The organism is Pseudomonas sp. NFACC02 (assembly GCF_900110765.1).
Lineage (GTDB): Bacteria > Pseudomonadota > Gammaproteobacteria > Pseudomonadales > Pseudomonadaceae > Aquipseudomonas.
Genome location: NZ_FOEO01000008.1, coordinates 136,907 through 162,598, shown reverse-complemented (window position 1 = coordinate 162,598; position 25,692 = coordinate 136,907). Strand labels below are relative to the sequence as shown.

Sequence of the window (25,692 nt, the reverse complement as noted above, 5' to 3'; positions counted from 1 at the left end):
TCCCGCCAAAAACGAAAAAGGCCTTATGGAACGAGGCTCGCGAAACAATGAGCAGTCCGTTGCCACGATTCAGGGGCGACGGGCTTTTTTGCGTCACCACGCTGTCATGTATTTGTCATACAGAGTGGCTAGGGTGTGCGCATGAATGATTTGGCCAATTCATCGATGACCGAAAGATCCCCTCCCGAGCGCATTGATTTCAATACGCCCGAGCTGCAACGCAAGCGTCGTATTCGTGCGCTCAAGGACCGTCTGACGCGCTGGTATGTGCTGGTCGGCGGTCTTGCCGTGCTGGCCGCAATCACCCTGATTTTCTTTTACCTCGCCTATGTCGTCGCGCCGCTTTTTCAGGGGGCGAAGTTGACCGCCAACGCCGCTCTGACGCCTGCGTGGATGCAAGGTGCTGGCAAGCCGATGGTGTTGGTCATTGAAGAGCAGAATCAGGTCGCCATGCGCGTATCCGATAAGGGCGAGGCGCTGTTCTTCGATCTTACTGATGGCAGTGAACTGTCTCGCGTGGCGTTGCCCTTGCCCGCTGGCGCGCACGTCACCTCGGTTGCGCAGGATCAACCCGGCAAACCATTGATTGCAGTGGGTCTGTCCAATGGTCAGGTGCTGGTGTTCAAACATTCGTACCCGATCACCTACCCAGGCAACAAGAAAACCATCACGCCGGCCATCACGTATCCCTATGGCGAGACGCCTTTGGTGCTCGACGAAGAAGGCCGGGCGCTGGAGCACGTCAACCTCAATGCCAGTGACTCCACCTTGATTCTCGCGGGTGCGACCGGTACCCAGCTGCATGTGTTGTCTTTGACGCAGGCCGAAAACCTGATGACCGGTGAGACGACGAACGAGCTACGCCGCATCGACCTGCCGCAATTGTCTGCGACAGTGAAGGCGATCTATGTCGACCCGCGTCAGCAATGGCTGTATGTGATCAATGGCCGCGCCCAAGCGGACGTCTTCAACCTGCACGACCGCACGCTGAACGGCCGTTACAAACTGCTGGAAGACGCCAGTGCCGAAACCACGGCCAGCACTCAGCTCGTTGGCGGTATCTCGCTGATGATTGGCAGCTCCAGAGGCAACATCGCGCAGTGGTTCATGGCCCGTGATGTCGATGGCGAAATGCGCCTCCAGCACATTCGGGACTTCAAACTGGGCGGCGCACCGATCTCCCAGATCACTGCCGAGCAACGCCGCAAAGGCTTCATCGCCATGGACACCGCCGGCAAGCTGGGTGTGTTTCACAGCACCGCACACCGCACGCTGCTGATCGACCCGGTCGCCAGCGGCCCGGCCCTCATGGGCATGTCGCCGCGTGCCGATCGCATCATTGTCGAGGACAGCGGCAAGCTGTTACCGCTGGAACTGAAGAACCCGCACCCGGAAGTCTCGTGGAGCGCGCTGTGGGACAAGGTCTGGTACGAGAACTACGACGAGCCCAAGTACATTTGGCAGTCCACCGCGTCCAATAGTGATTTCGAGCCCAAACTGAGCCTGGCGCCGCTGACCTACGGTACGCTCAAGGCCGCGTTTTACGCGATGCTGCTGGCAGCGCCTCTGGCGGTTGCCGCGGCCATCTACACGGCGTACTTCATGGCGCCTCGCATGCGCCGCAAGGTCAAGCCGGTCATCGAGCTGATGGAAGCCATGCCGACGGTGATTCTCGGCTTCTTCGCCGGTCTGTTTCTGGCGCCTTATCTGGAAGGGCATCTACCGGGAATCTTCAGTCTGCTGATCTTCACGCCAATCGGCGTCTTGCTTGCGGGGTTCCTGTGGACCCGTCTGCCTGAGTCGATCCGCCTGCGAGTGCCGGACGGTTGGGAAAGCGCCATTCTGATCCCTGTGATTCTGCTGGTGGGCTGGGTTTCGTTGGGCATGAGTTCGCACATGGAGAACGTGTTCTTCGGCGGCGACATGCGCTCGTGGATCACCAACGACCTCGGTATTACCTACGACCAGCGCAACGCGCTGGTGGTCGGGCTGGCGATGGGGTTTGCGGTCATACCCAATATCTATTCGATTGCTGAAGACGCCATCTTCAGCGTGCCGCGCGGCCTGACCCTTGGCTCACTCGCCCTGGGCGCGACGCCTTGGCAGACCTTGACCCGCGTGGTCATCCTCACCGCCAGTCCTGGCATTTTCTCGGCACTGATGATCGGCATGGGCCGCGCGGTGGGTGAAACCATGATCGTGCTGATGGCCACCGGCAATACGCCGATCATGGACATGAACCTGTTCGAAGGCATGCGCACCCTGGCGGCCAACGTTGCGGTAGAAATGCCGGAGTCCGAAGTCGGCGGCAGTCACTACCGCGTGTTGTTCCTGGCGGCGTTGGTGCTGCTGATGTTCACCTTTGTCATGAATACCTTGGCGGAGCTGATTCGTCAGCGCCTGCGCAAGAAGTATTCGTCTCTCTAGGGCTGGTAGAAACAGATGAAAAAGACCTCCCTGAAGAGCTGGTTCAAAAGTGGCGCCCCCGGCGTCTGGTTGAGTGCGGGCGCTGTTTCCATCGCTGTGATCATGACCATCGGCCTGTTGGCGGTGATTGCCGTGCGCGGCCTTGGGCATTTCTGGCCTGCCGACGTGATCTCCGCGCACTACGACGTGCCGGGCCAGGAGAAGCATGTACTGGTCGGCGAATTGGTGCAGTCCGAGCAAGTGCCGCGTGCCCGCCTCAAGGCCGCCGGCCTTCCGGTGCCCGATCACGGTCCTGAGTTCATGACGCGCGATCTGTTCAAAGTCGGTAATCGCGACCTCAACCCCAGCGATTTCAACTGGGTGATCGGCGAATGGCTCACCGATCAGACCAAGCCTGCCGACCTGATGACGATCGAGCGCCGCGAGTGGGGCAATTTTTACGGCTATCTGGTCAACGTCAAAGAGAACGGTAAAGTCGTCGCCCAGGGAGAAGCGGCCTGGCCGCAACTGCAGGAACGTATCAAGCGGGTGCAGGCGATCTCGGACGAACTGGACGGTCTGGAAAAGTCAGACATCGGGGCCATCAACCACGGTATCGAGCGTCTGCGTCTGCAAGCCCGCAAACTTGAACTGAGCGGCAAGCTCGATGCAGAAGCCCAGGCAGATATGGCCTCGGAGCGCGCCGAGTACGATGCACGCTACAAGGACATCGAGTCCCGTCTCGGGGCGTTGCACGCTGAGTTCAACCGCGACAGCCTGACCGCACGCGACGCCAACGGCAAAGAAGTCGAGATCAGCCTGGGCAAGGTGGTTCACGCCTATCAACCAAACGCCATGGGTGTCGGCACCAAACTGGGCTTCTATTTCCAGAAGTTGTGGGAATTCCTCAGCGACGACCCGCGTGAGGCGAATACCGAAGGCGGGATTTTCCCGGCGATTTTCGGCACGGTCATGATGACGATGATCATGGCGGTGATCGTGACGCCCTTCGGCGTACTGGCGGCGGTTTACCTGCGTGAGTATGCACGCCAGGGGCCGGTGACCCGACTGATCCGCATTGCGGTGAACAACCTCGCTGGTGTTCCGGCTATCGTCTACGGTGTGTTCGGTCTGGGCTTTTTCGTCTACGTGCTGGGCGGCTCGATTGACCAGCTGTTCTTCCCCGAGGCGCTTCCCGCCCCGACCTTCGGTACGCCGGGCCTGTTGTGGGCTTCGTTGACGTTAGCGTTGCTGGCTGTGCCGGTGGTCATCGTTGCAACCGAAGAAGGTCTGGCGCGCATTCCTTTGACCTTGCGCGAAGGCTCGCTCGCGCTGGGCGCGACCAAGGCCGAAACGCTGTGGAAGATCGTTCTGCCCATGGCCAGTCCGGCCATGATGACCGGCCTGATCCTGGCCGTGGCGCGCGCAGCGGGAGAGGTTGCCCCACTGATGCTGGTTGGCGTGGTCAAGCTGGCGCCGTCGTTGCCGCTGGATGGCAATTATCCGTATCTGCACCTGGACCAGAAGATCATGCACCTGGGCTTTCACATCTACGATGTCGGCTTTCAGAGCCCCAACGTCGAGGCGGCGCGGCCGTTGGTGTACGCCACGGCGCTGTTGCTGGTGCTGGTGATCGCGTTGTTGAACCTCTCGGCGGTGACGATCCGTAACCGGCTGCGTGAGAAGTACAAAGCGCTGGAAGAATGAGTGAAAGCCACAAGCGGCAAGCTCCACGCGGCCAGTCAAATGCCGCACGCCGCTTCTGCTCGAAACTGGCAGCTTGCAGCTCAATGCTCGCAGCTACGAATGGAGTGAGAACATGCAGCAAGAACCCCACACCCACGGCATTAACCTGTCGGCACTGGGTCGCAAGCGCCAGGGACTGGACCTGGCCAGCGAAGCCGTGGCGCTGGAAGTGCCGGGCCTGAGCCTGTTTTACGGCGAAAAGCAGGCGCTGTACGACATCCGGATGAACATCCCGAAACAGCGTGTCACGTCGTTCATCGGGCCGTCCGGTTGCGGGAAATCGACCTTGCTGCGCACCTTCAACCGGATGAACGATCTGGTCGACGGCTGCCGTGTGGAGGGCGAAATCAAGCTTTACGGGCATGACATCTACACCAAGGGCGAGGACGTTGCCGAGCTGCGCCGTCGCGTGGGCATGGTGTTTCAGAAGCCCAACCCGTTCCCCAAGACCATTTACGAGAACGTCGTTTATGGCCTGCGAATTCAGGGCATCAATAAAAAGCGCACGCTCGACGAGGCGGTCGAGTGGGCCTTGCGTGGCGCGGCATTGTGGGATGAGGTCAAAGACCGTCTGCACGAGTCTGCGCTCGGACTTTCCGGTGGTCAGCAGCAACGGCTGGTGATCGCCCGCACTATCGCCGTCGAACCCGAGGTACTGCTGCTGGATGAGCCGTGCTCCGCGCTTGACCCGATTTCGACGTTAAAAGTCGAAGAGCTGATCTACGAACTGAAATCCAAATACACCATTGTGATCGTTACCCACAACATGCAGCAGGCTGCGCGCGTGTCGGATTACACCGCGTTTCTGTACATGGGCAAGGTGGTCGAGTTCGGGGACACCGATACGTTGTTCACCAACCCGACCAAAAAACAGACTGAAGACTACATAACCGGTCGTTACGGCTAGCACGTGTTTCGTCAGCCCTGAACCACCGCGCAATCAATCGGACGGACACTCAGCATGATCAAAGACAGCCATACACATCACATCTCCCAGCAGTTCAACGCTGAACTGGAAGAAGTTCGCAGCCACCTGCTGGAAATGGGTGGTCTGGTCGAGAAACAGGTCAACGACGCAGTCACCGCGCTGATCGACGCCGACTCGGGCCTTGCCCAGCGCGTTCGTGAAGTCGACGACCGCATCAACCAGATGGAGCGCAACATCGACGAGGAGTGCCTGCGCATTCTGGCCCGTCGTCAGCCTGCCGCTTCGGACCTGCGCCTGATCATCAGCATTTCCAAGTCCGTCATCGACCTGGAGCGCATCGGTGACGAATCCACCAAGATCGCGCGGCGCGCCATCCAGTTGTGCGAGGAGGGCGAGGCGCCGCGGGGTTACGTGGAAGTCCGCCATATCGGCGATCAGGTTCGCAGCATGGTGCGCGATGCGCTCGACTCGTTCGCTCGCTTCGACGCCGATCTGGCCCTGTCGGTCGCGCAGTACGACAAGACCATCGACCGTGAGTACAAGACGGCCCTGCGTGAGCTGGTGACGTACATGATGGAGGACCCGCGCTCGATCTCCCGTGTGCTGAGCGTGATCTGGGTGCTGCGTTCGCTGGAGCGCATTGGCGACCACGCGCGCAACATCTCGGAGCTGGTGATCTATCTGGTACGCGGCACCGACGTGCGTCACCTGGGCCTCAAGCGCATGCAGGAAGAAGTTAAAGGCCTGTCCGCCGAAATACCTAATGTTCCGGGCGCATCTGACGATAAGTAGGATTGCCTGAGAAAAAACGCCTGGCGAACGCCGGGCGTTTTTGTTTATACAGGCACCTCTTTTTCGGTCACCCGCGAATAAATGTCCCGGTGTCGTCAAACAATTTGGCAGTTGGCCACCAGCCAGCGATATGCTCGCCATTTGCGGTGAACACGCCATCAGGAGCGTCGATGAGTAAAGTCAGTGTATTGGTGGTGGATGACGCGCCGTTCATCCGCGATCTGGTTAAGAAAGGGCTGCGTAATGCGTTCCCTGGCGTCACCCTGGAGGATGCCGTCAATGGCCGCAAAGCCCAGGTGTTGCTGACCAAAGAGGTCTTCGACCTGGTGCTGTGCGATTGGGAAATGCCTGAGATGTCCGGGCTGGAGTTGCTGACCTGGTGCCGTCAGCAGGAAAGCCTGAAAAAAATGCCGTTCATCATGGTCACCAGTCGCGGCGACAAGGAAAACGTGATCCAGGCCATCCATGCCGGCGTCTCCGATTTCATCGGCAAGCCGTTCACCAACGAACAACTGCTGACCAAGGTCAAAAAAGCGCTGCACAAGGTCGGCAAGCTGGAGGCCCTGATGAGCGGCGCCCCGGCGCGCGCCAACGCAGCCTTCGCCAATGACTCGCTGAGCGCCCTGACGGGTAATCGCCCTGAAGTGGTCAGCGCGCCACCTGCCGCTGCGCCTGCGCAACCCCTGATCAAACCCATGGCCAAGCCCGCTCCGGCTGCAGAGCCCACGGGCCGTGGCCAGGGACAGCTGCGTCTCTCCAGTGGCACTCAACCGTGCGTGATCAAGGCGCTGACCCTCAAGGAAGCGGCGCTGGTGGTACGTCGAAGTGACACGCTGCCGCAGATCCTCGACAGCGCCGTGCTCGATCTGGAACAAGGCGAGAACGCCGAGGTCGCGCGGCTGAACGGTTATTTGCATGCCATTGCCGCCTTCGAGCAGAAACCGGACAGTGACTGGCTGCAACTGACCTTCCGTTTCGTCGATCAGGACACGCAAAAGCTCGACTACCTGTCGCGCCTGATTGCCCGTGGTACGGCGCAGAAGCACTTCGTGCCGGGCGCGTAACGGCCTCACTATCCTGTAGGAGCGCGCTTGGTCTGGGCCGCATTCGGACGATTGCGGTGTATCTCAGACATATTCGTCAACTGACATACCGCAATCGCGGGCAAGCGCTCCTACAATTGGATCTGTGTTCGTCTGACGAACCGCACACTCACCCTGCATAGAAATTGCAAATTCCTTCGCGCCTGACCCTGACGCGATTTCCTTGACGCTTCGTCTATTACCGATTGATACGGATGAGTCCTTTTCTATCGGTTTCGCTGTTAGTCTGGCCCCCAACGTTCCCCGAGCCAGGCCTATCCAGATGTTAGAGCGCTTGCTGACGGTGTGTGTACTGCTCCTGGCTGCGCAATCGGCCGCAGCCGTCACCATCTACAGATTCACCGATGCCAACGGCGTGGTTTCGTTTACCGATCAACCCGTCCCCGGCGCGCAGGTGATGAAACCCCGAGAGCGCATGGTTGAGCGCATCGACAGCCAGGTGCGGCTGAACGTCAAAAAAGCCAAAGGAACCGACAGCCTGTACGTGCGCAACGACTTGTACGCACCGGTCGAGATCGAATTGAAGTTGGCTGGCGTGAAAAACGTGGTGGGCGTCGCCGATCAGGTCATCCGTCGCACCATCCCTGCCCGCAGCAACGAACGGTTGCTGGCCTTGAGCCCACAAATACCCGGCAAGCCCATGTCTTACAAGCCGAGCCTGCGCTCGATTGTCGGCGATCCCCAGCGCAGCGTTTCAGCTGGCGGGCTGGCTTATCGTTATCCGTTGCCTTGGGTCGGAGGTCCTTTTCGCATCAGCCAGGGCCCTAACGGGTCGTACAGCCATGTAGGCGCCAAGAGCCGCTACGCCATCGACATTGCCATGCCAGAAGGCACGCCGATCATCGCGGCCCGCAGCGGCACGGTGATCAAGACCGAAAACGGTCAATCCGGGCGAGGTGCTAATCCTTCGGGGAACTTCGTGCGCATCCTCCACGATGACGGCACCATGGGCGTTTATCTGCACCTGATGCAGGGATCGGTCAGCGTGAAGGAAGGTGAACGCGTGGCGGTAGGCACGCCGCTCGGGCGCTCAGGCAATACGGGCAACAGCACCGGCCCGCATCTGCACTTCGTGGTGCAACGTAACGTGGGGCTGGCGCTGGAGTCGATTCCCTATGAGTTCGCCCGGCCGGTGCAGAGCCTGCCGAACTTCGCCATCGGCGGGAATTGACCGTTTCCGTATGCTGATGCGGGTTGTTGTAGGCGCGCGCTTGGTCTGCGCCGCATATCGGACGATAGAGTTCAATTCCAGGCATATCCGTCGCCTGACCTACCTTTCGCGGGCAAGCGCGCTCCTACAGGAAGCCGTGTGCATTCAGATGCGCATCAATCCAGCTTCAACACCTTCGCCAATACGATCTTCGGGCCTTTCATCTTTTTGATGATGATGCGCAGGCCTTCGACCTCCATCACTTCCTCTTCCTCGGGCACGCGCTTGAGGCTGTCGTAGATCAGCCCGGCGAGGGTTTCTGCTTCGACGTGATCCAGATCGATGCCCAGCAGGCGTTCGATCTTGAACAACGGCGTATCGCCGCGCACCAGCAACTTGCCCGGCTGGTAGGCAAGGATGCCGCGTTCTGCCTTGCGGTGTTCGTCCTGAATGTCACCGACCAGGACTTCCAGCACGTCTTCCATGGTCAGGTAACCGATGATCTTGCCATCGGCCTCTTCAACCAATGCGAAGTGGGCGCCGCCCTGACGGAACTGCTCCAGCAGGCGCGACAACGGCATGTGCTTGGACACGCGCTCCAGGGGGCGCGTCAGTTCATCGAGATTGAACGATTCGGGAATGTGGTCCAGCGCCGCCAGTTCCAGCAGCAGGTCCTTGATGTGCAGCAGGCCGACGAATTCATTGCGCTTGGCGTCATATACCGGATAGCGGCTGAACTTGTGACGGCGAAACAGGGCGAGGATCTCCTTGAGCGGCGCGTTGCAGTCCAGCGTCACCAGGTCTTCGCGGGAATTGGCCCAGTCGACCACTTCCAGCTCGCCCATTTCCACCGCCGATGCCAGTACGCGCATGCCCTGGTCGCTTGGGTCCTGCCCCCGGCTGGAGTGCAGAATCAGCTTGAGCTCCTCGCGGCTGTACGAATGTTCGTGGTGCGGGCCCGGTTCGCCCTGACCGGCGATACGCAGAATGCCGTTGGCGCTGGCGTTGAGCAGGTAGATAGCCGGGTACATGACCCAGTAAAACAGGTACAGCGGAACGGCGGTCCACAGCGACAGCAGCTCAGGCTTGCGAATGGCCCAGGATTTGGGCGCCAGTTCGCCGACCACGATGTGCAGATAAGAGATCACGAAGAAGGCGGAGAAAAACGACACGCCTTTGATCACTTCCGGCGAACCCACGCCCATGGCTTCCAGCAGAGGCGCCAACAGGTGCGCGAAAGCGGGCTCACCGACCCAGCCCAGGCCCAGCGAGGCGAGCGTGATACCCAGCTGACAGGCCGACAGATAAGCGTCCAGCTGGCTGTGTACCGTGCGAAGGATGCTACCGCGCCAGCCGTTTTTCTCGGCGATGGATTCCACGCGAGTGGAGCGCAGCTTGACCATGGCAAACTCTGCTGCAACGAAAAAGCCGTTGAGCAGGACCAGAATCATTGCAAAGAGAATCATGCCGAAGTCGGCGAAAATTGACGCGAAGCTAATGCCAGGGGAAGGGTCCATGATGGGGTTTTGCAGGTTCCGTTTCGAGAAAGGATGAAATAAGCCCTCACAAATTGAGGGCATAAGCGATGCAATTTAGCGGCTATCGGCCAGCAATACTAGGGCTTGGTCATCTGAATCGGAGCAAAGTTGCAGATGAATACGCTGCCCTTGCCCAGCACGCTGTTGATCTCCAGTGAGCCACGATGGCGAAGCAACACATGCTTGACGATCGCCAGCCCAAGGCCTGTGCCGCCGGTATTGGAAGCCCGGCTGGAGTCCACTCGATAGAAACGCTCGGTCAGGCGCGGGATGTGTTTGGGGTCGATACCAATCCCGGAGTCCTGCACGCTCAGGTGCGCGCCCCGACCATCGGCCCACCAGCGGATGCGGATTTTGCCCTCGGCGGGGGTGTATTTCACCGCATTGAAAATCAGATTGGAAAACGCACTGCGCAATTCCGCTTCGCTGCCTTTCAGGCTCCAGTCGCTTTCCACGTCCAGGACGATTTCCTGATTCTTGGCACCTGACAGGGCCTGCGCATCCGTCTTGATGCTCTGCAGTAACGCTGGCACGGCGACAGGCTGATTGTCCGAGGGGTAATCCGTGGCTTCCAGCTTTGCTAGCAGCAGCAGGTCGTTGAGCAGCGTCTGCATGCGGCCGCCCTGTTGCTGCATCTGTTGCAGCGCGCGGACCCACCGAGGATTCACCTCGTCCACGTTATCCAGCAGCGTTTCCAGGTAACCGCAGATCACCGTCAGCGGCGTGCGCAGTTCATGAGAGACGTTGGCCACGAAGTCTTTGCGCATTTGCTCCAGCAGATGAAGGCGCGTGACGTCACGCACCAGCATCAGGTGCTCGTTATTGCCGTATCGCGTGATCAGCATCTGAATGCGCAGACGGTCGTTGACCGGAGAAGGAATTTCCAGAGGTTCGGCGTAATTGGCCTGCTCGAAATATTCCTTGAAGCGAGGATGGCGCACCAGGTTGGTCACGGGCTGGCCGCTGTCCTGAGGTGTTTTGAGGCCCAGCAGCGTTTCAGCGGCACGGTTCCACCATTCCAGATTGCCTTCGCTGTCGAGCATGATCACAGCGTCTTTCAGCGCCGCCGTAGACTCTTGAACCCGGTCGATGACGGCTTGCAGACGACCTCGCACACGCTGATCGCGGCGTTGCAGGTGATAGATGCTGTCGAAGACTTCGCCCCAGAGGCCATAGCCATCGGGCGGCGGCTCATCCGGTTTGTGATGGCGCAGCCAGTCATGCAGCCTGAGCAGCTGTTTGAGGGTCCAGGCCAGGTACAGGCCCAGGCCGATTGCCAGGCACCCGCCATAATGGCCGCTGATCAGCCCGGCCAGCAGCGAGGCCGTGACCAATAGCAGCAGATGGCGGATCAGGGTGCCATGCCAGTTTTGATTCAATTAACGCGTCCTTGTCTGCAGCGATCGGAGTCGCTACCAAGAGCTGCTCAGCTTTTGGTGGAAAAACGGTAGCCAGTACCGCGGACGGTTTGTACCAGATTTTCATAAGCATCGCCGAGGGCTTTGCGCAGGCGACGAATGTGAACGTCCACTGTGCGCTCTTCGACGTAAACGTTGCCGCCCCAGACTTGATCGAGCAACTGACCGCGGGTGTAGGCGCGCTCCTGATGGGTCATGAAGAACTGCAGCAGGCGGTATTCGGTCGGCCCCATTTCAGCAGGCTTGCCGTCGATGGTGACGCGATGACTGATTGGGTCCAACAACAGACCGCCCACTTCGATGGGCGATTCGCCGTCGTTGGGGCCTGCGCGGCGCAGCACGGCTTTGAGGCGCGCGACCAGTTCACGAGGGGAGAAGGGTTTGGTGATGTAATCATCGGCGCCGACCTCGAGCCCCTGGATCTTGTTGTCCTCTTCACCCTTGGCGGTGAGCATGATGATCGGAATATCCCCGGTCAGCTCATCACGCTTCAAGCGCCGCGCCAACTCGATGCCGGACGTGCCGGGCAGCATCCAGTCGAGCAGGATCAAATCGGGCTTGCGGTCGACGATGACCGCGTGGGCCTGCTGAGAGTTCTCTGCCTCCATGCAGTCATAGCCGGCCATTTCCAGTGCGACGGCGATCATCTCGCGAATCGGCGCTTCGTCGTCGACGATCAGAATGCTCCTGCCAACCATGCCTCGAACCTCATGTCATTTAACTGTCTTGGGGCGCATTAGATAACGGAATTATTGCAGTCGTGTGACAGGTTAGTTCGGACAAGGCGCATTGCACGGTCTGGCGCTAAGCTTATGGTCTTGTCCTACAACGTTTGTCCAACCTACGACTAACAAAAAGGGAACATACCGATGGCTAAAACTTCTTCTGCTTTTATGGGTTTTTTTGCTGCTGCTGCACTGGCATCGTCCGGGATGGCCTTCGCTCAGCATCAGGCAGATACCAAAGATGGCGTTCTGGTCGATAAAAAGGGCATGACCCTTTATACGTTCGACAAGGACACGTCCGCTGGCAAGTCAGTCTGCAACGATCAGTGCGCGGTCAACTGGCCGCCCATGGTCGCCGGTGACGGCGATAAGGCCGAGGGCGACTGGACGATCATCAAGCGTGAAGACGGTGCCTCGCAGTGGGTCTATAAAGGCAAGCCGCTGTACACCTTCAAGAACGACAAAGCCGCTGGCGACAAGACCGGTGACGGCAAGGGCGACGTCTGGCACGTCGCTAAACCCTGAATTGACACCTCACGCTGCGTTGATCCGTACAGGGTCAACGCAGCGCATAGTCCACGACGATTCCGACAAAGATCGCCAATCCCGCCCAATGGTTATGCAGGAAAGCCTTGAAACAGGCTTGCGGCGCCCTATCCCGCGTCGACCAGAATTCCCAGGCAAAGCAGCCTGCGGCGACCAGCAGGCCAAGGAAGAAATACACCCCGAGTTCAAACCGTGAACCCGCAAGCATCAGGCAGAACAGCGCCAGGCACTGCAGCGTCAGGATGATCACTCGATCGGCGTCGCCAAACAGGACAGCGGTGGATTTCACCCCGATCTTCAGGTCGTCCTCCCGGTCGGTCATCGCGTAATACGTGTCGTAACCCACTGTCCATAGCAGATTGGCGATGTACAGCAACCAGGCGGCGGCAGGCAGGTCGCCGGTCTCGGCCGTGAACGCCATCGGCATGCCCCATGAAAACGCTGCGCCGAGTACCACTTGCGGGTAATAGGTGTATCGCTTCATGAATGGGTACGTGGCGGCGAGCGCCAGACCGCCGAACGACAGCCAGACGGTTGTGGAATTGGTCAGCAGCACCAGCAGAAAGCTCAGTCCCACCAGCACCGCGAACAGGATCAGCGCCTCTCTGGAGCTGACCTTGCCGCTCACCAGAGGGCGCTGCTCGGTACGTTTGACGTGACCGTCGACCTTGCGGTCGGCGAAGTCATTGATCACGCAGCCGGCGGCGCGCATCAGGAACACGCCAACCACGAAGATCAGGACGTTGCCCGGCGACGGCGACCCTTTACCTGCAATCCATAGCGCCCAAAGCGTTGGCCACAACAGCAGATAGATGCCGATTGGCTTGTCGATGCGGGTCAGTTGAATGAAATCCCAGGCCCGTGGGTGCAGACGGTTAAGGGATTTGAGCAGCGACAAGTACATCAGTGGCGCTCCTTGGCGGATTGAGAGGCGGCGTCGATGGCGCGCCACACGGTCGGCAAAAATACCTCGGCGACGAGGATGCCCAATGCCCCTCGCGTAAAGCAGGAGCGACGGCCCCAGAGTCCTGCGCGGTTATCCGCATCAGGCAACCATGGCGCGGGGTATTGGCAAATCTGCAACGGTCCTCGGGCGAACGCCCGGTCGCTGAACAGCAATTCGCCCAGCGAACGGGTCCCCAGTTCGTCCATGTGCAGGCCATCGTTTTCCAGCGCGGCACGCGCCGCCACGCTGCGGGCGAATACCCACTTCTCGCCCTGGCCGAGCAGATAGACCTCACGCACCCAGCCTTCGCTGCCATCCGGCAATTGCAGCGCGGCGCACTCATCCGCGCGCAGCGGTTGCCAGCCTTCGAACATCGGCGTGACGCTGAAGCCATTGTGGGAAAGTCGGGTCAGGCGTCGGGTCAGAGAGTCTTCGTGGAACAGCCACTCAAGGACGACGGGTGCGGGCAGATCGACCAGTTGATCGCGCAACAGCCACTCAGGCGTTGGGCATGCAGGATTTTGCTGGATCACGGTGAGCAATTATTGGCAGCAATCGAGGCGGCGAGCTTAGCATGATTGAGCAGGCTGGCCGACGGCCGGGGCATGGATTGCGCATCGATGAAACTTGCGTGAACGCCCGGTGATCAGTAAAACGCCCAGACCCATTCGAAAGAGCGCGCGATGATCGCCGAGCGTCTGGGCACGTATAGCCTGAGAACCGAGAGAACCAACCCATGAAAAAGTGGCAGTGCATTGTCTGTGGCCTGATTTATAACGAAGCCGATGGTTGGCCGGATGACGGCATTGCACCGGGCACCCGCTGGGAAGATGTGCCGGAAGACTGGCTCTGCCCGGATTGCGGTGTCGGCAAGATGGACTTCGAGATGATCGAGATCGGCTGATCCGCCATCCCTTATCTGATTCAGGAGATTTGAATGAACGCACCTGTGGTGATCATCGGTACCGGCCTTGCGGGTTACAACCTTGCACGGGAATTTCGCAAGCTCGATGGCGAAACGCCGCTGCTGCTGATCACGGCCGATGACGGTCGTTCCTACTCCAAACCCATGCTCTCCACCGGCTTTGGCAAGAACAAGGAGGCCGACGGCCTGAGTATGGCCGAGCCCGGCGCCATGGCCGAACAGCTCAAAGCGGAGGTACGCACCCATACCCGAATCAGTGGCATCGACCCCGGTCACAAGCGCGTGTGGATAGGCGAAGAGTCGGTGTACTACCGTGACCTGATCCTCGCCTGGGGCGCAGAAACCGTGCGTGTCCCGGTGGAAGGCGATGCTGGGGATGCGATTTTTCCGATCAACGATCTTGAGGACTACGCGCGTTTTCGTGCGGCTGCGGCAGGCAAGCGGCGCGTGCTGATTCTTGGCGCTGGCCTGATCGGTTGCGAGTTCGCCAATGACCTTATCGTGGGCGGTTACGAAGTCGATCTGGTGGCGCCTTGCGAACAGGTCATGCCGACCTTGCTGCACCCCGCGGCGGCAGCCGCTGTTCAGGCGGGGCTGGAGAGCCTGGGCGCGCGTTTCCACCTGGGTCCTGTCCTGACGCGTTTGTCGCGAACGGACGATGGCCTGGAAGCGCACCTGTCCGATGGCGCCATTCTACGGTGTGATCTGGTGGTGTCGGCCATTGGCTTGCGCCCTCGGGTCGATCTGGCAGCGGCCGCTGGCCTTGAGATTGGCCGAGGGGTGGTCGTTGATCGTTACCTCAAGACCTCTCATGCCAACATCTACGCGCTGGGGGATTGCGCCGAAGTGGACGGGTTGAATCTGCTCTATGTGATGCCGTTGATGAGCTGCGCGCGGGCGCTGGCGCAGACATTGGCCGGTACCCCGACGTCGGTGAAATACGGGCCGATGCCCGTCACGGTAAAAACGCCTGTCTGCCCACTGGTGGTTTCACCGTCGCCCAAGGGCCGGGAAGGTAACTGGACGATCGAAGGGCAGGGCGCGGATATCAAGGCGCTCTGTCACGATGCAGACGGTAACCTGCTGGGCTATGCACTGACAGGCGCCGCCGTCATGGACAAACTGGCTTTAAACAAGGTCTTGCCGCCCTTGCTGGCGTAAATAGCTGTCGTTCTGTCGGATAAGGCACGTTTTTGTTCGTACAAACGTGGTTCACGTACTGGCGCGGGAATCGGCAGCATGCCATCCTCATTCCGGTCTGCCGCAGCGTAGAGCCGCTGCGGCACCTGCTCGCTGCCCTGAAGGGGTGGCACGGGACATAAAAACAAAAAACCGTAAAAGAGGCTTCATATGCGTAAACCAGAACTCGCAGCCGCCATTGCCGAAAAAGCAGATCTCACCAAAGAACAAGCCAATCGCGTTCTCAATGCCGTCTTGGATGAAATCACCAACGCCTTGCACAAAAAGGACAGCGTGACCCTGGTGGGTTTCGGCACGTTCCTGCAACGCCATCGCGGCGCGCGCACAGGCAAGAATCCACAGACCGGTGAGCCGGTCAAAATCAAGGCCAGCAACACCGTTGCATTCAAACCGGGCAAGTTTCTCAAGGACAGCGTTAACCCTGTCGCGACGCCTGCGAAGAAGAAATAAATAGCTGGACGTCTTGCGGAAGGCGAACAGTGTGGAAATGGGCATGCCAAGCAGTTGGATGCCCATTTTTTATGGCCTGTTGTCTGACCCGGCAAGTGTCTGGGTCGCCACTTTGCGACCGTCGGGTTCTGTTCCGTCATTCGGTGTTCAGGCTCGCTACACTGCCGTTGGTTGCTATCCGCACCTGATCGCATGAGGCGTCGCACATGAAGTTCCGTTTTCTCCTCTGGATGTTGGGTCTGCTCATGACCCGCGCCAGCCGCAACAACCCTGCATTCCAGCAACAGCTCGCCGGAAAGGACCTGACCTTCCAGCTGCAAACCTCCGATGGAAAAGTGGCCCGGCACTTTGTGGTGAAGGATCAACGTATCAGCAGCCGCGGCGGCGCTGTCGCCGCACCGGCATTCGCGATCTCGTTCAGGGACGCGGCGTACGGCTTCGCCACGATGCAGGCGAAGAACAAGCAACTGGCGTTCATGCAGGGGATTCAGGACAAGAACATTCAGGTCGTTGGCAATACCGGCCTGGTGATGTGGTTTCAGGGCCTGACGAGGTATTTGAAGCCGAGGAAGAAGAAATAGGACTGAGGGCTGACCGGGCACGTACATCCTGATGGTAATACGTTGCTCATTCCGCAGATTTCGCGAGCAAACTCGCTCCCATAGGGTGTTCCAACCGCCAGGAATCACGGGCGGTTGGAACAAGCGGTCAATCAATGGAACTGCGAAGCCAGTTCGCGCAGCATCGCTTCGGCTTCCAGCACTTTATGCACCACGTCCTGCGCCTTCTCACGTGGCAGTTCCAGGCGCTGGAACAGCTCGTCCGGAATGCTTTCCATCGGGCCGGAGCCGATGCCTTCCCTGCGCAGCAGACGCACCGCAAGGCACACGAGGTTGGCGTACTCGCAATGCTCGCCGGTGTAATGCGGGTCGTGCTGGAAACGCAGCGCGGTGGACAGTTCTTCAGGCATGTCCCAGTTACGCATCAGCCAGGCACCGATCTGCTCGCGGGAGATACCCAGCAGATGCTGCTCCACGAAACTGTGGTGCAGGTGCGGGTTGACCTCGATTTGTCGACAGATCAGCGAAAAATGCGGGGGGAAGACGTGCGCCAGCAACAGATAGCCGAAGTTGTGCAGCAGACCGGCCAGGTACGTCAGGCCGCTTTCCGGGCGCTTGGCGCGGGGCATGGCGCGGGTCAGGCCTTCGATGACAGCGGCGGTGTAGATCGACTGCTGCCAGTACGGCGTCGCATGCTGTGGATGATCCTTGGGAAGCGCCAGTGTCTTGCCCAGCGCCAGACCCAGTGCCAGGTTGATCACCAGATCGAAGCCCAACACACGCACGATGGCGTCTTCAACCGACCGAATCTTGCCAGCGGAACCGTAATACGGCGATGCCGCCCAACTGACCACCTGTGCGGCCAGCGCCGGATCGGTTTCCACGACGCCGGTAATGTCGTCGATGGTCGCGTCCGGATCGACACGCAGTTTGATGATTTTCTGAGCAGTGTCGGCCAGCGGCGGAATTTCCACCGTCGCTTCCAGGCGTTGCTGGATACGCCGCGCGGTGAAGTTCTGGACCGCCTTGGTGATTTCCTCACGGTCGTCGTCGGGACGCGTCAGGTTCGGTTGCACCCGATTGACCGGCTCGCCAAATGTGGCGGCGCTGGCTTTGCTCAACAAGGATTTGAAGTCTTCGCTGCTGATCTCCAGCAGCAGACCCGGCTCACCCGAGTCAATCAGTACGGTGGGCTCCTGAAGGATGCGCTCTTCGTACAGGCAGGGCGAACTGGTCAGCGCCGGGAGGGCGGGCAGTTTGTGCAGGTTATGCTTGCCGAGCATTTGATCCAGATGCTCTTGGGACACAGCGGTCAACTTGCGCCCGGTCAACTCGGTGATCCGATTGAGATCCAGCAGCTGGCTCTGCGGGAAAAGGATCAGCAACGCGCCAACGGAGTCGTGCACCAGAACGGCCTGGACCTTCTGCGTGGTGGTGAGCGTTTCGTCGTCCATGACTTCGCGGTAGTTGATGGCAGCTTTGCCAAGCAACTGCCGGATGACAGACGGGGCGTGTTGGGTTGCGTCGATGTGGGCAACTTCTGTCATGGCCTGTATCCAGATTCCTACAAGTGCTGAAGTATAACCAGCTTAGTTGTTATAGAGGGGAGACACGTTCTTCTTGTTGACTGCTTCACACTTGCCCATATTGCTGGCCGTGGCGCAGCCAGCGCTCCAGTAATGGGCTGACGTGTTGCGGCCAGCGCTCCAGCAATGCCTGCGCGGCGTCCCGAACGGCCGGCAAGAGGTCTGCGTCGCGCATCAGGTCGGCGACCTTGAATTGCAACAGGCCCGTTTGTCGTGTCCCAAGCATCTCGCCCGGCCCGCGAAGCTCCAGGTCCTTTTCGGCGATCACGAAACCGTCGTTGGTTTCCCGCATGATCCCCAGCCGCTGCCTGCCGATCTGCGACAACGGCGGATGGTACAGCAGCACGCAATGACTCGCTGCGCTGCCGCGTCCTACCCGGCCGCGTAACTGATGAAGCTGAGCCAGGCCCAGTCGTTCTGGGTTTTCGATAATCATCAGGCTGGCGTTGGGAACGTCCACGCCCACCTCGATGACGGTCGTTGCGACCAACAACTGCAAGTTGCCCTGCTTGAACTCGGCCATGACTGCCGCTTTTTCCGCCGGCTTCATGCGGCCATGAATCAGCCCGACCTTGAGTTCGCCCAAGGCGCTTGTCAGCTCTTCGAAGGTGGTTTCGGCCGCCTGACACGTCAGCTCTTCGGATTCTTCGATCAATGTGCAGACCCAATAGGCCTGACGGCCCTCGGCACACGCATTGCGGACCCGCTCCACCACCTCGATGCGGCGGCTGTCGGCGACCAACACGGTATTGACCGGTGTACGGCCTGGCGGCAGTTCGTCGAGGATCGAAGTATCGAGGTCGGCATAGGCACTCATCGCCAGCGTTCGCGGAATGGGCGTGGCGGTCATGATCAATTGGTGCGGGCACATCAGGCCGCCAACGCCTTTCTTGCGCAGGGCCAGACGTTGCTGGACGCCAAAGCGATGCTGTTCATCGATGATCACAAGCGCGAGATTCTTGAACTGCACCTCATCCTGAAACAACGCGTGGGTGCCGACCACCATTGGGGCGCCGCTGGCAATCTGCTCAAGCGATGCGGCGCGGGCCTTGCCCTTGAGCTTGCCGGCCAGCCAGGCGGTTTCAATGCCCAGCGGTTCCAGCCAGCGGGTGAAGTTGAGGAAGTGCTGCTCGGCCAGGATCTCGGTCGGCGCCATCAGCGCAACCTGGTAACCGGCTTCCAGCGCCTGCAACGCTGCCAGTGCCGCGACTACAGTCTTGCCCGCGCCCACGTCACCCTGAATCAACCGCAACATGGGTTCTTGCTGGCTGAGGTCGTAAGCGATTTCCTTGCCGACGCGCTGCTGTGCCCCTGTCGGCGGAAAGCCCAGATTGGCAAGGAACTGCTTGGGGAGCCGTCTGGCGACCGGCAGCGCCGGGGCGCGCTGGGAACGCAGGCTTTCACGCAGGCGTTGCTGAGACAACTGATGAGTCAGCAGTTCTTCAAAGGCCAGCCTGTGCTGCGCCCAGTGATGACCCAGCGCGAGTTCCTCGACGTCGGCATCGGCGGGCGGGTTATGCAGATAATGAATAGCGTCAGCCAGTGGCGCCAACTGATAGTCGCGCGCCAGCTCTTCCGGTAGCCAGTCCGGCAAACTTCTCGGCCCCAGCATCCCGAGGCTTTGCTGACACAACTGCCGCAAGCGCTGTTGGGTCAGACCTTCGGTGGTGGGGTAAATGGGCGTGAGTGTCTGCTCGACCGCGACGTGTTCTTCGTCGGTGATCGCACGGTATTCGGGATGGTAAATCTCCAGCCCCGAGGCGCCGGGACGCGCTTCGCCATAGCAGCGCACATGCGTGCCGCGCTTCAGGCCATCTTTTTGTGCGTTGCTGAAGTGGTAGAAACGCAGGCTCAGTACGCCTGTGCCGTCACTCAGTCGAACCAGCAGGCTGCGACGTTTGCCCATCACCACGTCGGCGCCGCTGACGACGCCTTCGATCACCGCATCCTGGCCGGGGCGTAACGCGCCAATGGGCACGACGCGCGTGCGATCCTGATAACGCAGCGGCAGGTGAAACAGGACGTCCTGGATGTTCTCCAGACCGACCTTCGCCAGCTTCTCGGCCATGGCCTCGCCGACGCCCTTCAGCGCCGTTACCGAGACGTGGGACAGCTCAGTCATACCGCCACTTAGCTCGCTTGTGCCTGGGCTTTGGGGCGAGCGACGGAGCACAGGCGGATAGAGTCGGCCAGGATCTCGATGGCTTTTGGCCGTGGGAAGCTCGCACGCCAGGCGATCGCGACCGTGCGGAATGGCACGGGCGGCGACAGCGGACGCACTTCAATCACGCCGGGTGCGTAGTGATGACTGTCGACTGCGGACATGGGCAGGATCGAAACGCCCAGGCCCGAAGCCACCATGTGCCGGATGGTTTCCAGGGAGCTGGATTCGACGGTCGTGTGCTTGGCGCTGTCGCCCCCTTTCACCAGCGTCGGGCACGCTTCGAGCACCTGGTCGCGGAAACAGTGGCCTTCGCCCAGCAGCAGCAGGCTCTTGTCGTTCAGGGCGGAGGCGTCGATGGTGTCTTTCTGAGTCCACGGATGATCAGCCGGCATGAGCACGTAGAACGGCTCGTCGTACAGCGACATGGTCAGTACGTCGGCTTCGTTGAACGGCAGGGCGATGATGATCGCATCCAGCTCACCGTTGCGCAGCTTGTCGCGCAGCACATGGGTGAAGTTCTCTTCGATGTACAACGGCATTTGCGGGGCAACCCGGTGCAGTTGTGGAATCAAATGAGGGAACAGATAAGGACCGACGGTGTAGATCGCACCGACTTTCAGCGGCGCTGTCAGTTGGTTCTTGCCCGTCTGGGCGAGTTCACGAATCCCTTGAGCCTGCTCGAGCACTTTTTGCGCCTGAGCCACGATGCCCTCGCCAACCGGCGTAAGACGTACCGCACTCTTGCTGCGCTCGAAAATCAGCACACCGAGTTCATCTTCCAGCTTCTTTACGCCCACCGACAGCGTCGGTTGGCTGACGTGGCAGCGTTCAGCCGCGTGGCCGAAATGCTGCTCCTGAGCGAGGGTAACGATATAGCGCAATTCTGTGAGGGTCATAGCGTGCGTCCATGAAGTTGCGGCCCCAGCATAGCGGGTGCAATCGATAGACGCACGTTATCAGGCGCACTGTTATCACAAAATCAACGTTTCAACGTTTATCCAGTGAATAAACGAAGGGTGCGACCACTTCAAGCGTGCCGTTGTTAAGCAATTCCGCCGGCGGTTTAGGCAGCGGCTGGGCACGACGAATCATCTCCAGGGTTGCGCGATCAAGCGACGCACTGCCTGAACCCCCGGCGATTTCGTATGACAGCACCCGGCCTTCGCCATCCACGACGAAGCGCAAGCGGTTGATGCCTTGCATGCCACGCCGACGAGCGTCATCCGGATAACGCTTGTACTTGCTCAGATGGCGCAGCAGGTCGCCCTGCCAGGTTGGCAGCGCGTTGCTGGGCGGTGCCGGTGGCGCGGGTTGTGGCGCCGCCGATTTTTCCGGTTTTGCGTTGGAAGGTGGCGTGTCGACCGGTTTCTCGTCGGCAGGTTTCTCCTCTTTCGGCGGCTCAACCTTCTTCACCGGCTTGGGCGGCTGCGGTTTGGGCTTGGGCTTGACCGGTTTGGGCGTCGCGATTTCCGGCTTTGGTGCTTCGGCAACAGGCGGAATCGGCAACTCTTCTTCCGGCGCAGGCGGCTGCGGAGGTTGCACCACCTTGGGCGGTGGCGGCGGAGCAGGCTCAGGGACGGGCGCCAGCTCGACCATCATGGCGGCCGGCGGCAGCTCGATGGCCTGCGAGGCGGGCCAGCGCAGGGCGACGATGATCGCAACCGCGTGAACCGCCAGCACCAACAACAGACTACCGCTATAGCGCGTCAGTTTTTGGCGCGTATTGATCATTTCTTACCAACCGTCTCAAGACCCACCAGGCCGACTTTCAGGTAACCGGCGCCGCGCAGGGCATTCATGACATCCATGAGATCGCCGTAATCCACGCCCTTGTCGGCTTGGAAGAAAATCGTGGTGTCTTTCTTGCCTTTGGTCCTGGCGTCCAGAACCGGGCCGATCTGATCACGCATCACTTTCTCATCGCCCAGGTACAGGCTTTGGTCTGCCTTGACGCTCAGGAAGATCGGTTTTTCCGGTCGAGGTGCCGGCTTCGCTGTAGAGGCGGGCAGGTCAACTTTGATATCCACGGTCGCCAGCGGTGCCGCCACCATGAAGATGATCAGCAGCACCAGCATGACGTCGATAAACGGCGTCACGTTGATTTCGTGGTTTTCGGCGAGGTCGTCGCCGCCTTCGTTAAGATGCAGGCCCATGGTTTACCCCATTTTTACCATGTGCGGCGGTTGCACACGGTCAGCGGCGGGCTGGTGGTCCAGATCGCGACTCACGAGCAGCAGAACCTGAGCCGAAGCGTCGGACACCTGAGCCTTGTAACCGGCAATGGAGCGTGCAAAAACGTTGTAGATAACAACGGCAGGAATGGCCGCGACCAGACCGAGTGCGGTAGCCAGCAGCGCTTCGGCGATACCGGGCGCCACGACCGCCAGGTTCGTGGTCTGGGTCTTGGCGATGCCGATGAAGCTGTTCATGATGCCCCAGACGGTGCCGAACAGGCCCACGAAGGGCGCGGTAGAGCCGATGGTGGCGAGAACGCCGGTGCCCATGCTCATGTTGCGACCGCAAGCGGCAACCAGACGCTCGAGGCGGAAGGCAACACGCTCCTTGATGCCTTCACGCTCGCGACTGTTGACCGAGAGACGCATCTCTTCCATGGCATCGTGGACCAGCAGATGAGCCAGCGTGCCTTCTTTCTTTGCACCGGCGCTGGCTTCATCGAGTGTGCGCGCGCGCTTGAGGGCGGCGATCTCGCCACGCAGACGACGCTTGGCGCCGATCAACTCCAGGCCTTTGGCGATCCAGATGGTCCAGGTGATGATCGAAGCGATGGCGAGGCCGATCATCACCGCTTTAACGATAATGTCTGCATTCTTGTACATGCCCCAAGGCGACAGGTCATGGGACATGCCCAGGCTGTTGTCCTCGGCGACAGGTTCGATCGAATCCGTCGGGGCCATTGGCTCCTGAACGGCAGGCGCCGCTGCGGTGTCAACTGGAGCGGCGGCCGGCGCTGCCGACTGAGCCGCAGGAGGTTGCTGGGCAGGGGCGCTGGAATCGGCAAGTGCAACAGGCGTCAGCATCAGGCTGAACAGAACGGCGGCAATGGCGCGTCCTGCACGAGGCAGACCTGAAGACGTGGTTGACGAAGCGGCGGATTGAATAGGTGTCATGCTGGCCCGACCTGATGTGAAAATAGGTGTTCGTTCTGGGTGCGTCACGCTGGCCCGAGGGCAGCGGAGAAGAACAAAGGGCCGTCATTATTGCAAGTAATTCTTGTTAACAAAAGTAATAGAGTCTCTTTTTTTAACGCGAACGCGTCCCGATGGTCGATTTTCAGGCCTGTTTTATGGGTTGAAACCTACTTTTGATGTGGAGAATGGTCATGGCGGCACCGTCCGTTTTGATTGCTGGATGTGGAGACATTGGCGGGCGCCTGGCGCAGCAGTTGTTGCCTCATGGATGGACGGTGTACGGCCTGCGCCGGAATGTTGCGAAGCTGCCGCAGGGCGTGCGGGGGGTGAGTGGAGACCTTTTTGATGCCCGGATTCCTGATCAATGGCCAGAAAGCCGAATCGATTATCTGGTGTATTGCGCAACTCCGACTTCGCGGGACGAGGCTGGTTATCGCGCAGCGTACGTACAAGGGTTACGCCATGTTCTGGGCTGGACGGAACGCAGCGGGCAGAAGCCCAGACGTGTTCTGTTCGTCTCAAGCAGCAGTGTTTATGGGCAGCAAGGAGGCGAGTGGGTCGATGAGACGTCGTCCGCCGAGGCAGACGGGTTTTCAGGCCGGGTGATGCGAGAAGCCGAGCAGGTGGCCCTGAACAGTGGCCTCCCGGCGAGTATCGTCAGATTGACCGGTATCTATGGACCGGGCCGTAGCGATTTGATGAACCGGGTTCGTCAGGGGTACAGCGTTGCCGTTGATCCGCCCCTGTACGGCAACCGGATTCACGCCGACGACGCTGCGGGTTTGCTGGCCTTCCTGCTGCAGGCCGATGCGAAGGGGCAGCCGCTGGAAGAGTGTTATCTGGGTGTCGACGACGCGCCGGTGCCCCTGGCTGAGGTGGTGGACTGGATGCGTGCTCGTCTCAATGTAACGCAGTGGTCCGATGAGAACAGCGTGAGACGCGCAGGCAGCAAGCGTTGCAGTAACGCGCGGGCCAAGGCGCTGGGTTGGGTGCCGCGTTATGCAAGTTACAAAGAGGGGTATGAGGCGATGTTGGCTGATAATTGATTAAGTCTTGTGACAGACCCTGTAGGAGCGCGCTTGCCCCCGATGGCATTTCTGCCGTCACCACAGAGGTGATTAGCTGATTGCAATCGCGGGCAAGCGCGCTCCTACACACTCAAACAGGCGTAGAACTCAATTTTTCTCCAACACCCAATGCCGCTCGCCCGGGCGCAAATCCGGCATTTCTGTGGCCTGGGCATTGTTCACGGCCTGGAAGATTTCCAGCTGTTTGCCCTGGCGCACGAACACCCATGGGTTGCCGCGCTCATTTTTCTCCAGCCACATGCTGTCGTACTCGCCGCTCATAGCGGCGCAATCGCCTGCCAGACAGAGCGCGTAACGGTCGTTGCCCGGCAAACCGGTCACGCTGCCGTCGGGTTGAAACTCCACGACACTGCCTTGTCCGTCGCCATTGACGATCGTCCATTTGCCGCCCAGGTAGGCGGTATAAAGCGCACGCTCAAAGCTGCTGCCAGGCGGTGCGCCAGCGGGAGCGGCTTGTTTGGGCATGCGGAAATGCTGTTCGGGGCCCGAGTCGCTGGCGCTTTGAACCAGCTCGTCGCCTTTAAGCTTGAGGTCGTCAGAGGCGCTGCCATACACATTCACCTTCCACGATCCATCGGGGTCTTTGGCGATCTTGCCTTCGGTGAGTTCGAATCCGTTATAGGACGTAGCCTGACCTGCCGCCGTATTGATGTTCCATTCCAGCGTCGGTCCATACGCCAGCAGCGACTGGCGCAGGTTGCCGCCTTCTGCCGCAGCGTCGATGGCGGCCTGGTTGATCCAGGTACCGTCCGGGGTTTTATTGGAATGGCCAGCGCAGCCGCTCAGTAGCGCGGCCAGCAGCGAGAGGGCGAACGCGACGCGCATATGCATGCGGAGTCCTTCCTTTGCTCTGAGGTGGCGGAGCGTGAGTACGCTCCGCGGGGGATTTACTCGACGACCAGCACGGCGTCCATTTCAACCATCGCGCCTTTTGGCAGGGCAGCCACGCCGATGGCGGCGCGCGCAGGATACGGCTGTTCGAAATACTTGCCCATGATCTCGTTGACCTTGGCGAAGTGGCTCAGGTCAGTCAGGAAAATGTTCAGCTTGACGATGTCCTTGAACGAGCCGCCAGCCGCTTCAGCCACGGCTTTCAGGTTCTCGAAGACCTGAACGGTCTGGGCTTCGAAGCCTTCGACCAGTTCCATGGTTTTGGGGTCCAGCGGAATCTGACCCGACATGTAGACGGTATTGCCAGCTTTGATCGCCTGAGAGTAAGTGCCGATGGCGGCAGGGGCCTTGTCGCTGGAGATAACGGTCTTGCTCATGAAG

The 25,692-nt window shown here is 60.0% G+C and carries 25 protein-coding genes; 12 read left to right on the top strand and 13 right to left on the bottom strand.

Annotation, left to right across the window (positions count from 1 at the left end):
• Positions 1-141: 141 nt before the first annotated feature.
• The 6 genes from BMY73_RS10065 (at position 142) to BMY73_RS10040 (ending at position 8,146) form a co-directional block, all read left to right on the top strand.
• The gene (locus BMY73_RS10065; protein ID WP_092406802.1) at positions 142-2,427 is read left to right on the top strand and encodes an ABC transporter permease subunit; all 2,286 of its coding nucleotides are present in this window, start codon (positions 142-144) and stop codon (positions 2,425-2,427) included.
• Positions 2,428-2,442: 15 nt separating this feature from the next.
• Positions 2,443-4,113: a phosphate ABC transporter permease PstA gene (gene pstA / locus BMY73_RS10060; protein WP_092406800.1), complete on the top strand. Its 1,671-nt coding sequence runs from the start codon at positions 2,443-2,445 to the stop codon at positions 4,111-4,113.
• A 112-nt stretch (positions 4,114-4,225) separates the two neighbouring features.
• A complete protein-coding gene (pstB, locus tag BMY73_RS10055) occupies positions 4,226-5,059 on the top strand; it encodes a phosphate ABC transporter ATP-binding protein PstB (protein WP_092406798.1) in 834 nt (277 codons plus the stop codon).
• Positions 5,060-5,113: 54 nt separating this feature from the next.
• Positions 5,114-5,872, top strand: coding sequence for a phosphate signaling complex protein PhoU (phoU, locus tag BMY73_RS10050; RefSeq protein ID WP_062379831.1), 759 nt, complete (start codon positions 5,114-5,116; stop codon positions 5,870-5,872).
• Positions 5,873-6,042: 170 nt separating this feature from the next.
• On the top strand, positions 6,043-6,936 hold the full coding sequence (locus BMY73_RS10045; protein ID WP_092406796.1) for a response regulator: 894 nt from the start codon (positions 6,043-6,045) through the stop codon (positions 6,934-6,936).
• A 301-nt stretch (positions 6,937-7,237) separates the two neighbouring features.
• Positions 7,238-8,146: a peptidoglycan DD-metalloendopeptidase family protein gene (locus BMY73_RS10040; RefSeq protein WP_092406794.1), complete on the top strand. Its 909-nt coding sequence runs from the start codon at positions 7,238-7,240 to the stop codon at positions 8,144-8,146.
• Between the two features lie 155 nt (positions 8,147-8,301).
• Here BMY73_RS10040 and BMY73_RS10035 read toward each other — a convergent pair whose 3' ends face one another.
• The 3 genes from BMY73_RS10035 to phoB all read right to left on the bottom strand — a co-directional run bounded on the left by BMY73_RS10035 (position 8,302) and on the right by phoB (position 11,779).
• Positions 8,302-9,642: a hemolysin family protein gene (locus BMY73_RS10035; protein ID WP_092406792.1), complete on the bottom strand. Its 1,341-nt coding sequence runs from the start codon at positions 9,640-9,642 to the stop codon at positions 8,302-8,304.
• Between the two features lie 98 nt (positions 9,643-9,740).
• Positions 9,741-11,042, bottom strand: a complete 1,302-nt coding sequence (gene phoR, locus BMY73_RS10030) for a phosphate regulon sensor histidine kinase PhoR (protein ID WP_062379823.1) — start codon at positions 11,040-11,042, stop codon at positions 9,741-9,743.
• 47 nt (positions 11,043-11,089) lie between these two features.
• Entirely contained in the window at positions 11,090-11,779 is a 690-nt protein-coding gene (gene phoB / locus BMY73_RS10025) for a phosphate regulon transcriptional regulator PhoB (protein WP_062379821.1), read from the bottom strand.
• Positions 11,780-11,950: 171 nt separating this feature from the next.
• On the opposite strand from phoB, the gene BMY73_RS10020 reads away from it, so the two are divergent.
• On the top strand, positions 11,951-12,331 hold the full coding sequence (locus BMY73_RS10020; protein ID WP_092406790.1) for a COG4315 family predicted lipoprotein: 381 nt from the start codon (positions 11,951-11,953) through the stop codon (positions 12,329-12,331).
• Positions 12,332-12,365: 34 nt separating this feature from the next.
• On the opposite strand, the gene ubiA is transcribed toward BMY73_RS10020, so the two are convergent.
• On the bottom strand, positions 12,366-13,256 hold the full coding sequence (gene ubiA, locus BMY73_RS10015) for a 4-hydroxybenzoate octaprenyltransferase (RefSeq protein ID WP_092406788.1): 891 nt from the start codon (positions 13,254-13,256) through the stop codon (positions 12,366-12,368).
• Positions 13,256-13,831 (bottom strand): chorismate--pyruvate lyase family protein, encoded by a 576-nt coding sequence (locus BMY73_RS10010; protein WP_175500164.1) that lies wholly within the window; start codon positions 13,829-13,831, stop codon positions 13,256-13,258. Before BMY73_RS10010 ends, ubiA begins: the two co-directional genes overlap by 1 nt.
• Before the next feature lie 203 nt (positions 13,832-14,034).
• On the opposite strand from BMY73_RS10010, the gene BMY73_RS10005 reads away from it, so the two are divergent.
• The 4 genes from BMY73_RS10005 (at position 14,035) to BMY73_RS09990 (ending at position 16,454) form a co-directional block, all read left to right on the top strand.
• The gene (locus tag BMY73_RS10005) at positions 14,035-14,202 is read left to right on the top strand and encodes a rubredoxin (RefSeq protein ID WP_062379816.1); all 168 of its coding nucleotides are present in this window, start codon (positions 14,035-14,037) and stop codon (positions 14,200-14,202) included.
• Positions 14,203-14,235: 33 nt separating this feature from the next.
• Positions 14,236-15,384 (top strand): NAD(P)/FAD-dependent oxidoreductase, encoded by a 1,149-nt coding sequence (locus BMY73_RS10000; RefSeq protein ID WP_092406786.1) that lies wholly within the window; start codon positions 14,236-14,238, stop codon positions 15,382-15,384.
• Positions 15,385-15,573: 189 nt separating this feature from the next.
• Positions 15,574-15,873 (top strand): HU family DNA-binding protein, encoded by a 300-nt coding sequence (locus BMY73_RS09995; protein WP_092406784.1) that lies wholly within the window; start codon positions 15,574-15,576, stop codon positions 15,871-15,873.
• A 206-nt stretch (positions 15,874-16,079) separates the two neighbouring features.
• Positions 16,080-16,454 carry a helicase gene (locus tag BMY73_RS09990; protein WP_092406782.1) on the top strand — a complete coding sequence of 125 codons (375 nt, stop codon included), beginning with the start codon at positions 16,080-16,082 and terminating at the stop codon, positions 16,452-16,454.
• A gap of 131 nt (positions 16,455-16,585) precedes the next feature.
• On the opposite strand, the gene BMY73_RS09985 is transcribed toward BMY73_RS09990, so the two are convergent.
• The 6 genes from BMY73_RS09985 to exbB form a co-directional block, all read right to left on the bottom strand.
• Positions 16,586-17,980 carry an aminoacyl-tRNA deacylase and HDOD domain-containing protein gene (locus BMY73_RS09985; protein ID WP_062379809.1) on the bottom strand — a complete coding sequence of 465 codons (1,395 nt, stop codon included), beginning with the start codon at positions 17,978-17,980 and terminating at the stop codon, positions 16,586-16,588.
• 85 nt (positions 17,981-18,065) lie between these two features.
• Positions 18,066-20,141, bottom strand: a complete 2,076-nt coding sequence (gene recG, locus BMY73_RS09980) for an ATP-dependent DNA helicase RecG (protein WP_062379807.1) — start codon at positions 20,139-20,141, stop codon at positions 18,066-18,068.
• Between the two features lie 8 nt (positions 20,142-20,149).
• Positions 20,150-21,079 (bottom strand): hydrogen peroxide-inducible genes activator, encoded by a 930-nt coding sequence (locus tag BMY73_RS09975; RefSeq protein ID WP_062379805.1) that lies wholly within the window; start codon positions 21,077-21,079, stop codon positions 20,150-20,152.
• A 91-nt stretch (positions 21,080-21,170) separates the two neighbouring features.
• Positions 21,171-21,914: an energy transducer TonB gene (locus BMY73_RS09970; RefSeq protein WP_092406780.1), complete on the bottom strand. Its 744-nt coding sequence runs from the start codon at positions 21,912-21,914 to the stop codon at positions 21,171-21,173.
• Entirely contained in the window at positions 21,911-22,336 is a 426-nt protein-coding gene (gene exbD / locus BMY73_RS09965; RefSeq protein ID WP_092406778.1) for a TonB system transport protein ExbD, read from the bottom strand. Before exbD ends, BMY73_RS09970 begins: the two co-directional genes overlap by 4 nt.
• A gap of 3 nt (positions 22,337-22,339) precedes the next feature.
• Positions 22,340-23,311 (bottom strand): tonB-system energizer ExbB, encoded by a 972-nt coding sequence (exbB, locus tag BMY73_RS09960; protein WP_092406776.1) that lies wholly within the window; start codon positions 23,309-23,311, stop codon positions 22,340-22,342.
• A gap of 212 nt (positions 23,312-23,523) precedes the next feature.
• Here exbB and BMY73_RS09955 point away from each other — a divergent pair, with 212 nt between their 5' ends.
• Entirely contained in the window at positions 23,524-24,378 is an 855-nt protein-coding gene (locus tag BMY73_RS09955; RefSeq protein ID WP_092406774.1) for an SDR family oxidoreductase, read from the top strand.
• 129 nt (positions 24,379-24,507) lie between these two features.
• On the opposite strand, the gene BMY73_RS09950 is transcribed toward BMY73_RS09955, so the two are convergent.
• Positions 24,508-25,245, bottom strand: a complete 738-nt coding sequence (locus BMY73_RS09950) for a hypothetical protein (RefSeq protein WP_092406850.1) — start codon at positions 25,243-25,245, stop codon at positions 24,508-24,510.
• Positions 25,246-25,307: 62 nt separating this feature from the next.
• Positions 25,308-25,688, bottom strand: coding sequence for a RidA family protein (locus BMY73_RS09945; RefSeq protein WP_062379797.1), 381 nt, complete (start codon positions 25,686-25,688; stop codon positions 25,308-25,310).
• Between the last annotated feature and the right edge of the window lie 4 nt (positions 25,689-25,692).